The sequence below is a fragment of the Kitasatospora sp. NPDC056446 genome (genome assembly GCF_042796115.1).
Taxonomy (GTDB): domain Bacteria; phylum Actinomycetota; class Actinomycetes; order Streptomycetales; family Streptomycetaceae; genus Kitasatospora.
The window spans coordinates 1-11,406 of the sequence record NZ_JBHTRF010000133.1 but is presented as its reverse complement, the minus strand read 5'-3'; the positions used below and the strand labels follow the sequence as shown (position 1 = coordinate 11,406).

Here is an 11,406-nt window from a genome sequence, read left to right as displayed (position 1 = left end):
GGTGGGGGGCCCCGCCGGGGGCCGGTTGGGTGCCCCCCCACCCTGGGGCGGGCCGCTTCCGCCGGGTGGGGGGGGGGGGGCCGGCGCCCCCCCCCCCCCCGACAACGGGCTCGGCGACCCTCCGAGCATGATGAGAACCAGGAATCGGTCCTCCTCGGGCCGACCACGACAGTGCCAGCGACAGCGCCCGGGACCGCGACGGCGGCCCTGGGCGGGCCTCGCCCTGGCGCTGGCCCTGCTGGTGCCGACCGCCGGTCCGTCGCTCGCGGGTCCGTCGCTCGCGGGTCCGGTCCAGCCGCCACGTGAGGCCGCGCCGCCCGCCGCTGCCGCCGCTGCTGCCGCTGCTCCCTCCGACCCGGCGGGAGTCCCGCGCGCCGACCGGGATCGGCTCCTGCCCGCCGACTGGCGGACGTCCGATGACCGGGCCTGGACCACCGTCGGCGACGGTGACGGCTTCCACGTGCTGGTCGCCGACTCCGCCTCCGGCTACACCTGGCGCACCGCGGCCACGCTGTCCGAGCCCGCCTTCGACGCGGACCAGTGGATCGGCAACGCCTGTCTGACCGCGTCGGGCCGCCGGCTCGTCGTGGTCTACGCCCCCCGGACCTTCACCAGTACGGAGCAGCTGTTCCGGCGCGGCGGGTTCACGGCGGTGGTCGACCTGGTCGACGGCACCGTGACCAAGCTCGGGGTGCAGACCAGCCTGGCCTACTTCAACCCCGGTTGCGGGGTGGGCGAGCGGGCCGTGCTCACCCAGTCGGGCGATGACGGACAGGCCCGGACCCGCCTGACGGAACTGGACGCGGCCGACGGTCGGCTCGCTCCGGCGCTGGAGGTGAGCGGGGAGGTGACCTCGGCGGTCCCGGCCAAGGACGGCATCGTCGCGGCCGACGGCGCCCGGCTGGTCCGGATCGGCCCGGACGGCGGCAGCACGCCGATCGCGGACTCGACCGGGGCCCCGTTCCGGGTGCAGGCCGACGCCGACGGCGCGGTGTTCTTCCTCGACCGTGCGGGCGACACCCTGCGGGCGCGGCGCACCGACGGCACCGGCACCAGGTCGTTCGCCACCGGCCGGGTCGGGGAGCTGCGGCTGACCTCGGGCGCGGGCGGGCGGGTCTTCCTGACCGGCGCCTCGCCCGGCGTCGACGGCCCGCTGCCCCGTGGGGTCACCCGTTTCGCGGCTCCGGTCGACGCGGTGGTCTCGTCCACCGGACGGCTCGCGGTGAGTGTCGACAGCACGCCGTCGGTCGGTCGGGTCGAGGCCGCCACCCCTGGTGCGGCGGGTGCGGCCGGTGCGGCCGGTACGCCCGGTGCGGCACCGGAGCCGGGGAGCCCGGAGCCGGTCCGGCTCAAGGCGGTGGTCCGCGACAAAGGCACCGGACTGGGCTTCCGCGTGGCTCCCGAGGCCTCGGCCGGAGCACCGGGCGAGGCGGGGCGGGCGCTCAGCCCGGCGCTGCTCCACGGGGCGCGCACCACCACCACCGCCGCCGATGCGAGGACGGCCCCCACCGGCGCGGAGGCCGGCGCCGCCGGGGCGGCTCCGGCGGTCGCCGCGGTGGACTCCCCGTACGACCCGGTGGACGCCTCGCGGACCTGCGAGGTGCCGCGCAACGACGTACGCACGCAGGTCTACCAGCCGACCTCCCGTCAGGTGGAGTACGCGGCGGATCTGGCCGTCCAGCACAAGCTGCCCGCCTGGCAGGACCCGGGCCGCTTCCCGCCCGTCCCGCTGGTCGGCGGCGGGGAGGTCCCGGCGGCGCTGCTGCTGGGCCTGATGTCCCAGGAGTCCAATCTCTGGCAGGCCTCGCGCCTGGTGCCGGAGGGCTCAGCGGGCAATCCGATCATCGGCAACTACTACGGGCTGGCCCTCTACGACGACAACCCGCTCAACGACTGGGACGTCCGCTGGGACAAGGCCGACTGCGGTTACGGCGTCGGCCAGGTCACCGACGGGATGCGTCGCACCGACACCAGTCGCACGCCGGAACTGAAGCGGGCCATCGCCGTCGACTTCCGGGCCAACGTCGCCGCCTCCCTGCGGATCCTCCAGCAGAAGTGGAACGAGGTGCACGCGGCCGGCATGAAGGCGAACAACGACGACCCGGCCCGCCCGGAGAACTGGTTCTTCGCCACCTGGGCCTACAACTCCGGCTTCCACGGCAGGCAGCCCGGGGACGACACCTGGGGTCTCGGCTGGCTCAACAACCCCGTCAACCCGCAGTACCCGGCCGACCGGCAGCCGTTCCTGGAGATGACCATGGAGGATGCCCGGCACCCGCAGCACTGGCCGTACCCGGAGAAGGTGCTGGGCTTCGCCGCCCGGTCCATCCCGAAGGAGGAGGGCCGCGACGGCGCGGGCTTCCGGCCGGCCTGGTGGCCCTCGGTGGAGGACCGGAGGCTGTCGAAGCCCCCGGTGGAGCAGTTCTGCGGCGACGGCAACGCGTGCTACCCGGGCCGCTGGTTCGTCCCGGACGCGGCCGAGGTGCAGGGCGAGCCGGTCGGGCCGTGCGGTCACAAGAACAGCGTGGGCCGGTACGACCTCAAGTGCTGGTACCACGAGTCGAGCACCTGGCGGCCGCGGTGCGACCTGGAGTGCGGCCACGACACCATCAGCTACGACAGCGTGTCGGACGACCCGGGCAACGGCACCCGGCACCCGGCCGCCTGCGACCGCGGACTCCCGGCGGACGCGATGGTCATCGACGACCTCCCGGACGACGTGGCGTCACCCACCTGCGGCTCCCGCACCGCGACCCAGGGCTCGTTCCGCTTCGACTTCGGCTCCGAGAACGGGCTCTACCCGGCCAAGGTCGACCTCCACCAGATCGGGATGGGAAGGGGCGGGCACTTCTGGATGGCGCACACCTGGACCGCCTCCGAGCGGTTCCGGGTCACCGGGACGTGGACCCTGGGCCGCCCGCTGAACGGCTGGGCCCGGGTGATGGTGCACATGCCCGACATCGGCGCCCACACCCAGCGGGCCTGGTACACCGTCAACCGGGGTGCCGCGACGCCGAAGACCCGGTCCCTGTTGCAGCGGACCGAGGCCAACCAGTGGGTGTCGCTCGGCGCGTTCCGGTTCGACGGGGTGCCGAGCGTCTCGCTGGGCAACCAGACCGACGAGGCGATGTCCGGCGATCAGCAGGGGGTCGAGGACATCGCCTGGGACGCGGTGGCCTTCCAGCCGCTGCCGGACAAGCCGGCCGACCAGATCGTCGCCCTCGGCGACTCCTACTCCTCGGGTGAGGGTGCCTCGGCGGCCGACCAGAGCGGCTACTTCCGCGAGACCAACAACAACGGGGACAACTGGCACCGCAACGCCTGCCACCGCTCCCGCTACGCGTGGTCCCGCCAGGGCACCCTCCCGGACGCGCCCGCCTGGCCGATCGGCGACCGCGCGGACGGCTTCGCGGACCCGGCCATGGACTACCACCTGCTCGCCTGCTCGGGCGCGGTGAGCGAGAACCTGCTGCCCCACGACGGCGAGGGCAACGAGCCACCGCCGACCAACGCCTGGGGTAGGCGCGGAACCGGCCAGTTCCGGGAGCCCTCCCAGCTCGACCGGGGCTTCCTGGACGAGAACACCACCCTGGTCACCCTGTCGTTGGGCGGGAACGACGCCCGGTTCACACCGATCGTCAGGCAGTGCGTCCTGGTCTGGGGTGGCACCTCGTGCCCCGACTCGAGGCTCGACGGCGACTCCGAACCGTTGCGGGTCGCGGAACCCAGGATCATCACCGACAAGGTGCGGCCGTCGGTCGAGCGGGTCCTCTCGGAGATCCACCGGAAGGCTCCCCGGGCCAGGATCCTGCTGATGGGGTACCCCCGGCTGTTCTCGGACCCGAGCTGCCTCAAGGTTCCGATGTCAGGAAGTGACGCGACCTGGCTCAACGGCATCGGAGACCTGCTCGACGAGCAGTTGCGAGCGGCGGCCGACACCGTCAGCCGCAACCAGCTCGCGACGGTGGTGTTCGCGGACCCGCGAAGCGCCTTCCAGGGCAAGGGCGTCTGCGGCGACCCCGAAGGCATACACGGGCTGGTCGGACAGCGGACCGACGGTGACGAGCCACCGGCCCTGGCGCCCTCCCAGCAGTCCTTCCATCCGAATCCGACCGGCGTGCGGCTGTACGCCGGAGTCTTCAACGACGCTGTCAGGAAATGACACTGACGGCTCGTCATATCGCCGACGGCTCGCACTCCAGGGCGTAGAGCCGCAGCAGCGGATGCACCTCGTACCGTCCTGGGCGGGGCTCGTCGACCAGGTGCCGGCCGACCAGCCGGTCGAGGAGCCGTCGGGCCGGTGCGGCGGGTGCGCCGATGAGTTCGACGGCGTCGGAGAGTTCGAGGACCGGGCCCGGGTGGCCGCCGAGCAGGCGGAACGCCCGGGCCTCGTCCGCGTCCAGGGACCGGTAGGAGCGGCCGAACTGGGCGCTGAGGCTGCTGAGTTCCTCCTCGCCCGCGTCGAGCACCGCCAACCTGGTCCGCTCGTCCCGCAGTTCGGCGGCCAGAAGGTCCAGCGGGACGTCCGGGTGCCGGCCCGCCCGTTCGGCGGCGATGCGCAGGGCCAGCGGAAGTCCGCCGCAGAGCCGGGCGAGTTCGGCGGCCGCGGCCGGATCGGGTGCCACCCGCCGCTCGCCGAGCACGGCCGCGAGCAGCGCCCCGGCTCCCGGAGCGTCCAGTGGGCCGAGCCGGACCCGGTGCGCGCCGTCGTGGGCGGCGAGGCCGCGCAGCTGGTTGCGGCTGGTGACCAGGGTCAGGCTGCCCGCTGCGGGGATCAGCGGGCGGACCTGGGCACTGTCCCGGGCGTCGTCGAGCAGGAGCAGGACCCGGCGCCGGGCCGTCTCGGCGCGGAACAGGGCGGCGAGCCCCGCCGGGTCGGCCGGCAGCAGGTCGTCCGGCACGCCGAGCGCGAGAAGGACCCCGGCCAGGACGTCGGCGGGCTCGGCCGGGAGTCGGCCGTCGTGGCCGGCGAGGTCGACACAGACCCGTCCGCCCGGGAACCGGTCGGCGGCCAGGTGCGCCCAGTCCGCGACCAGGGCGCTCTTGCCGACGCCCGCCGGGCCGTGCACCACCGCGACCGGGCAGCCGGTCCGCACGGCCCGCGTGAGGTCGCGGAGCTCGGCCGCCCGACCGGCCAGAAAGGCGGGCCTGGCCGGGAGTCGGTCGGGGGTGAGGGACCGGCCCGGGGCCTCGGCAGCGGTCCAGGAGGGGGACGGCTCCGCGCGCAGCACGGCCAGGTGGGCCCGCTGGAGACCGGGCCCCGGGGCCACGCCCAGCTCCTCGTCCAGGGTGGCCGTCACCGCGGCGTAGGCGGCGATGGCGTCGGCCCGGCGGCCGCAGCCGGCCAGGGCGGTCAGCAGCAGCTCCCAGCACCGCTCGCGCAGCGGGTGGTCGGCGCAGAGGCGGCGCAGGCCGTGTGCGGCGTCGAGGTGGTCGCCGAGCCGGATCCTGGCCTCGTACCACCGTTCCAGGGCGGCCAGCCGGCGTTCCTCCAGGAGTGCGACCTCCTCGCGGTGCAGCGCCGCCGAGTCGACGTCCGGCAGGGCCCGCGGCTCCCGCCAGAGGCCGAGCGCCGCCGCGGACAGCCGTTCGGCGTCCGGCCAGTCCCCGGCGTCGGCCGCCAGGCCGGCCCGGTCGGCGAGTCCGGTGAACCTGCGGACGTCGAGCCCGGCGGTACCGACCTCGGCCCGGTAGCCGCCCGGGCCGCCGGTGATCACGGCCGGGTCGCCCAGCAGGCGCCGCAGACGGCTCACGTACGTCTGCACCGTGCCGCGGACCCGGACCGGCGCGGCGCCCTCGCCGTCCCAGAGCCAGTCGGCGAGTTGCTCCACCGGTACCCACCGGTCGGCCCGCAGCAGCAGGCCGGCCAGGAGCACCCGGTGCTTGTTGGCCGGCAGGGCCACCGGCCCGCCGTCGTCGGCGATCACGGCCAGTGGGCCCAAGAGCCTGAATTCCATTCCTTGTTCCCCCCGAAATCGGAAATCCGGACCCGAACTGAGGGTCACGGGAGCGCCGTTGCCGGCGCGCCGCCATCGTGGGACGGGTCCGGAAGGCGGGACAAGGCCTTCCGGACCGAGCGGGATGTCCCACCGGCCCGGGCGGCGCTGACCTGCTGGGACGCCCCATCCTGGGATGAACATGAGATATGAGAGACTGTCAGCCGCTAGGGAAACGGCGCCGGCTGGGGGGCAGGGCTGCGATGAGCGAGTCGACGACGGGGCGGGACAGGGGAGTTGCCCGGGCGGCCGAAGAACTCGCCGAGAAGTTACGGGAACTGCGGTCGCAGACGAAGAAGAGCCTGAAAGAGCTGGAACGCGTCACCCTGGTGAGCGACTCGTCGTGGTCGCGCTACCTCGCCGGCCGGGGCCTGCCGCCGTGGGCGGCGGTGGAGGCGCTCTGCCGCGAGGTCGGACGGGAGCCGGGCGAGCTCCGGGAGCTCTGGGAGGCGGCGCGGTCCGGCGCGGACCGGGCGGCCGCCGACGAGGCGGCGACGCCTTCGGAGGAGGAACCGGATGCCCCCGGTGCGGGCAGGCCCCCCGGTCCGGCCGGGTCGGAGCGGCGCCGGGTCCGGGGGTGGCTGCTCGCGGTGTCCGGCCTCGTTCTGGTCGGGCTGCTCGTCGCGGCCCTGTGGCCCCGGGCGGACGGGGGCACCGCCGGGTCGGACCGGACGGCCGGCTCGGCACCCGCGGGAGCCGTGCCGACGACACCGCGCACGCCCGCCGCGGTGCCCGGGGCGCTGCGGGCCGGGGCCGCCGTCCCCGAGCAGTTCCGCGGGCCGATCGAGCTGGCCGCGCGGCGGTGCACCGAGGCGGAGGTCACTCCGGCGCTGCTGGCCGCGATGCTCAAGGTGGAGAGCGACTTCGACCCGAACCTGCGTGACCAGCAGGCCGACGAGTACGGCATCGCCCGGTGGACCCCGGCGATCTTCAACGCCTGGGCGGTGGACGGGGACAACGACGGCAGGAAGGACTACATGTCGCCGGCGGACGCCATCGCCACCATGGGCCTCTACACCTGCTGGCTCGACCAGCGGATCAAGCAGAGCGGGCTGCACAGCAATCTGCCCGCCCTGATCGCGGCGGGGTACCGCACCAGTGACAAGGCCGTCATCCAGGCGGGCGGGCTGCCCGTGGACGCCCGGGCCTACGCCGGGGAGGTTCTGAGGCACCTGGCGGAGTACGCGGCGGACTGATAGCAGATGTGTGACGCTGGGTAGTCGATCTTGGACGTCGAGTCGGCGATACCACCCGAATTGCGGACGGCATTCGGCTGATGGGGCATATTGTGTACCCCGTCAAACTACTCCAATGGAAGTCAGTTTCCCGTCACGGTCCGAAAACGATCTGCCGACCCCCGTCGACTGGGATAGCGTCGAAGGCGTCGGGGGGCCGACACCGATCCGGTGTATTCGAACGCTAGCTACTGGGCCGTAAAGGCCGATTGAGTCCTGGAGAAAAACATGCAGAATTTCCCTCCGGAAAGCCGGCCGGACACTCTCGACGATCTGCAGCTCGCCGTGGACTCGCTGGCCGCCTTTCCGTGCCGGAACGGGGTGGGCGGGTCGGACGTGACCGAGCGGCTGGCGGCGGTCGCGGAATTGTGCCGGTCGGTCGACGCGATGCTCGACAGCCTGGTCGTCCAGGCCGCCGCGGAGGCCGCCGAGGAGGGGTGGACCGCGGCCCGGATGGCGGCCGAACACTCCGCCTACTACGCCAGGTTGCAGCGCGCGCTGCTCCCCGCCGGGGCCGGCGCCGGGCTGACGCAGCAGTGAGCGCGGCGCAGCCGGGAGCGCACGTGCTGGCCTGCCCCACCCGGTGGAGCGACGTCGACGAGAACGGGCACATCAACAACGTCCGGCTGGTCGGCTACGTCCAGGAGGGGATTTACGACCTGTTGTGCCACCACGTGACCGCCGTCCGGGAATCGTTGTTCCCGTCCGGGTTCATTATCGCGCGGCACGAGATCGATTATCTGGAACAGCTGCACCACCAGCCCGAGCCATTGTCGGTACGGCTCACCGTGGAACGCCTCGGGCGGAGTTCCGCGCATGTCGAGGTGAATGTCTGCCGGGATTCGGACACGTTTATGCGGGCGCGGACCGTGGTGGTCGCGCGGGACCGGGAGTCCGGCCGCTCGCGCGCGCTGAGCCCGGACGAGCGACGCTTTCTGTCGGCGTTTATGCCGGACACGGCGCGTGCCGAGGCCGCCCCGGCCGGCGCGACGGCGACGGCGTCGGTGACCGCGAGCCCGTCCGCGAGCCAGTCCGTGACCGCGTCCGTGACGGCATCCGTGACCGTGACCGCGACGGCGGTGGCGCCGGCGCGCCGGGTGTCGCCCGGGGCCGTGGTAGGCGGTGTGCCGGCACCGCGCCGGCCGCGCAGGCGCTGTCACGCCTCGGCGGGCTGAGCACGGACCGCCCGCTCCCCGGGGCCCGGCCCCCGGGCCGGCGGGGGCGGCGGGTATGACGGGGGTGACGGGTGTGGCGGGGGCGGCTCCCGGGGCGTCGGGGCGAGTTACGCTGAGCAGCACGGGCAACCGGTACGTTCCACCGTGGTCACGGGCCGCGACACCACCCTCCCGGTCCGGGGCGCGGAGCGCCGTCGGTCCTGCCGGTCCCGCCGACCGGAAGGAGGACGCGATGACCATCTCCTGGGAGGACTTCCTCGCCCGCGTCGTGGAACGCGGCGAGTACCGCGGCGAGGCGGAGGCGGACCACGCCACCCGGATCGTGCTCGCCCTGCTGGGTGAGCACCTGGTGGGGTCCGAGCGGCTCGCCCTCGCGGACGCGCTACCCGGGATGTACGCCCCGCTGCTGCGCGACGCCCGGCCCGCCGCCGAGCCGCTGACCGCCGAACGCTTCGTGCAGGCCGTGGCCGGCTGGATCGACGGGGCGACCCCCGCGACGGCGCAGTGGGACATCGGGGCGGTACTCAGCGCCATGTCCGACCTGGTCCCGGGGGAGCTGGTCGACCGGGTGATCGACCAGCTGCCGGAGGGTTACGACCTGCTGTTCGGGCACCCCGCACCGGCCTGAGCGGGCCGGCCGGCCGCTACCCCGTGGTGGCCCGGAACAGTTCCGCGCCCGGGCCGGTCAGCCCGACCGGCCCGGCGCCCGGGCGCAGGTAGGCGGACGCGCCGGGCGGGAGCGCGAGTGCGGTGCCGTCCGGCGCGTGCAGCCGGGCGTGGCCCGCGACGCAGAGCAGGATCTGCGGGGTGGGGAGTTCGATCCGGGTGGCGGCGGCGCCGGGGCGCAGCCGGGAGAGTCTGAACTCGGCTGCCGGAGAAGGGAATTCCTCCTCGATGCCGATGCCGATGCCGATGCCGATGCCGGTGGCGGTGGCGGTGGCGGTGGCGGTGGCTGAAGGGCTCGGGGTGATGAGGCCGGGCCGGCCGGTGCGGAAGGACGTGACCGCCAGCAGGCCGTCGACGTCGATGTGCTTCGGGGTGAGCCCGCAGCGCAGCACGTTGTCGGAGTTGGCCATCAACTCCACCCCCAGGCCCCGGAGGTAGGCGTGCGGCACCCCGGCGTCCAGGTACAGGGCCTGGCCGGCGGCGAGCCGGACGTGGTTGAGGAGCAGCGCGGCGAGCAGGCCGGGGTCTCCGGGGTACTGCCCGGCGACGCGGGCATAGCCGGCGCAGGCCTCGGCGTACGGCCCTCCGGCGGCCGCGAGCCGGTCCAAGGCGACGGCTACCGTGAGGAGTTCGGACGGGGAGGGGCGGTCGGCGGCGAGCGCGCCGCGGAGCAGGGCGGGCAGTGCCTCGGCCTCCGGGCGCGTGCGCAGGACGGTGGCCCACGGCGCCAGCAGCGGGACGTCCAGCGCGTCCAGCAGGGCGGCCGCGTCGGCGGCCGGGCGGAAGCCGCACAGGGCCTCGAAGTCGCTGAGTGCGCAGATGAGTTCGGGCTTGTGGCCGCGGTCCTTGAAGACGCGTTCCGGTGCGGTCGGCGGAACGCCCCGGGCCTCCTCGGCCGCGTACCCGGCCTCGGCCTGCGCGCGGGTCGGGTGGACTTGCAGGGAGAGTGCCCGGTCGGCGGCCAGCACCTTGAACAGGAGGGGCAGTTCGGGGCCGAACCGCCGTACGGTGTCCGGTCCGAGCAGGCCGTCCGGGTCGGCCGCGATCAGTCGGTCCAGCGGCTGCGGTCCGCCGGCGCCCGGGGCGGCCGCCGGTGACGACGGGGGCGGGGACGCCGCCGGGTGTGTGGGCACCGCCACGAGTGACGGCGCCGACGGGTGGGCGCCCAGCCACAGTTCGGCCTGCGGGGTGCCGTCGGGCGCGGTGCCGGTGAGCGCGGGGATGGCGGTGGGCGAGCCCCAGGCGTAGCGGCGGACCGGGTTGTGCAGCAGCAGGAACGGCGGCAGGTCCGAGAGCGACGGCAGGGCTGACGGCGGCGGGGCGGAGGACGGCATGCGGGTGGCTCCGGGAGGCTCAGCGGCAGAGCGCGGCGGCGCCGATCAGCCCGGCGTCGGTGCCGAGTTCGGCGCGGCGCACATCGAGGCCGCGGATGTAGGAGAGGGCGGCGTAGCGGTCCAGGTGGCGGGCGAGCGGGGCGAACAGCACGTCCCCGGCGGTGGCCACGCCGCCGCCGATGACCACCCGGTCGAGGTCCACCAAGGCGGCCGTGGCGGCGATGCCGGCGGCGAGGGCCTGGGCGGCGCGGTTGAAGGAGGCGAGTGCGAGCGGGTCGCCCGCGGCGGCGCAGGCGGCGACGGCGCGGGCCGTCCGGTCGTCGCCGGGCGGCTGCCAGCCGTCGGCGAGGGCGCGGCGGGCGATCGCGGTGCCGCTGGCGAGGCCCTCCAGGCAGCCGCGCGAGCCGCACGGGCAGGGCTCGCCGTCCAGTTCGACGGTGATGTGGCCGAGGTGCCCGGCGTTGCCGCTGGGCCCGGGCCGGACGGCGCCGTCGAGGACCAGGCCGGCGCCGACGCCGGTGGACACCACCAGGCAGAGCGCGTCGGCGGCGCCCCGGGCGGCGCCCTGCCAGTGCTCGGCGGCGGCCATCGCGACGCCGTCCCCGGCGAGCCGGACCGGCAGTGCGCGGGCGGCCACCGCCGGGTGCGCGGCGACCTCGGCGACCAGCGGGAAGCCGCGCCAGCCGGGGATGTTGACGGGGCTGACGGTGCCGGCGGCGAGGTCGACCGGGCCGGCGCTGCCGATGCCGACGGCCGTCACGGCGGCCCAGTCGGCGGTGGCGGCGAGCCGGTCCAGCACCTGGTGCACGACGGCGAGCACGGCCGCGCCGGGCTCGGTCGCCGGGGTGGGCAGCTGGAGCCGGTGCCGCAGCCGTCCGCCGCCGTCGACCAGGGCGCCGGCGATCTTGGTGCCGCCGATGTCGACGGCGGCGAACAGCGGGGTGGAAGGCACGGCGGGCTCCAGGAGGGTAGGGGGCGGCGCCCCGGCCGGTGGGGGCCC

Annotated in this window: 8 protein-coding genes; 5 read left to right on the top strand and 3 right to left on the bottom strand. The window is 75.0% G+C overall.

All coding sequences use genetic code 11. The features are described from left to right. The first annotated feature begins 127 nt into the window (after positions 1–127). Entirely contained in the window at positions 128–4,162 is a 4,035-nt protein-coding gene (locus tag ACFQ6N_RS39325) for an SGNH/GDSL hydrolase family protein (RefSeq protein WP_380658955.1), read from the top strand. Between the two features lie 13 nt (positions 4,163–4,175). Here the strand turns inward: ACFQ6N_RS39325 and ACFQ6N_RS39320 are convergent, their stop codons facing one another. Beyond that, positions 4,176–5,957, bottom strand: a complete 1,782-nt coding sequence (locus ACFQ6N_RS39320; RefSeq protein WP_380658954.1) for a BTAD domain-containing putative transcriptional regulator — start codon at positions 5,955–5,957, stop codon at positions 4,176–4,178. A gap of 242 nt (positions 5,958–6,199) precedes the next feature. Between ACFQ6N_RS39320 and ACFQ6N_RS39315 the strand changes: the two genes are divergently transcribed. The 4 genes from ACFQ6N_RS39315 (at position 6,200) to ACFQ6N_RS39300 (ending at position 9,034) form a co-directional block, all read left to right on the top strand. After that, a complete protein-coding gene (locus tag ACFQ6N_RS39315) occupies positions 6,200–7,192 on the top strand; it encodes a helix-turn-helix domain-containing protein (RefSeq protein ID WP_380658953.1) in 993 nt (330 codons plus the stop codon). 267 nt (positions 7,193–7,459) lie between these two features. After that, positions 7,460–7,771, top strand: coding sequence for a hypothetical protein (locus ACFQ6N_RS39310; protein WP_380658952.1), 312 nt, complete (start codon positions 7,460–7,462; stop codon positions 7,769–7,771). Beyond that, on the top strand, positions 7,768–8,406 hold the full coding sequence (locus ACFQ6N_RS39305; protein WP_380658951.1) for an acyl-CoA thioesterase: 639 nt from the start codon (positions 7,768–7,770) through the stop codon (positions 8,404–8,406). The genes ACFQ6N_RS39310 and ACFQ6N_RS39305 overlap by 4 nt, the downstream gene beginning before the upstream one ends. Before the next feature lie 232 nt (positions 8,407–8,638). After that, the gene (locus ACFQ6N_RS39300) at positions 8,639–9,034 is read left to right on the top strand and encodes a DUF2267 domain-containing protein (RefSeq protein WP_380658950.1); all 396 of its coding nucleotides are present in this window, start codon (positions 8,639–8,641) and stop codon (positions 9,032–9,034) included. Positions 9,035–9,050: 16 nt separating this feature from the next. Here the strand turns inward: ACFQ6N_RS39300 and manA are convergent, their stop codons facing one another. Together manA and ACFQ6N_RS39290 are read right to left on the bottom strand one after the other, a co-directional pair. Continuing rightward, the gene (gene manA / locus ACFQ6N_RS39295; protein WP_380658949.1) at positions 9,051–10,406 is read right to left on the bottom strand and encodes a mannose-6-phosphate isomerase, class I; all 1,356 of its coding nucleotides are present in this window, start codon (positions 10,404–10,406) and stop codon (positions 9,051–9,053) included. A gap of 19 nt (positions 10,407–10,425) precedes the next feature. After that, a complete protein-coding gene (locus tag ACFQ6N_RS39290) occupies positions 10,426–11,358 on the bottom strand; it encodes an ROK family protein (protein ID WP_380658948.1) in 933 nt (310 codons plus the stop codon). Positions 11,359–11,406: the final 48 nt, after the last annotated feature.

What these genes read in the sequence shown, in the direction of transcription:
- ACFQ6N_RS39325 (WP_380658955.1), top strand. Translation starts at nt 128, where the DNA reads ATGATGAGAACCAGGAATCGGTCCTCCTCGGGCCGACCACGACAGTGC.
- ACFQ6N_RS39320 (WP_380658954.1), bottom strand. Translation starts at nt 5,957, where the DNA reads ATGGAATTCAGGCTCTTGGGCCCACTGGCCGTGATCGCCGACGACGGC.
- ACFQ6N_RS39315 (WP_380658953.1), top strand. Translation starts at nt 6,200, where the DNA reads ATGAGCGAGTCGACGACGGGGCGGGACAGGGGAGTTGCCCGGGCGGCC.
- ACFQ6N_RS39310 (WP_380658952.1), top strand. Translation starts at nt 7,460, where the DNA reads ATGCAGAATTTCCCTCCGGAAAGCCGGCCGGACACTCTCGACGATCTG.
- ACFQ6N_RS39300 (WP_380658950.1), top strand. Translation starts at nt 8,639, where the DNA reads ATGACCATCTCCTGGGAGGACTTCCTCGCCCGCGTCGTGGAACGCGGC.
- manA (WP_380658949.1), bottom strand. Translation starts at nt 10,406, where the DNA reads ATGCCGTCCTCCGCCCCGCCGCCGTCAGCCCTGCCGTCGCTCTCGGAC.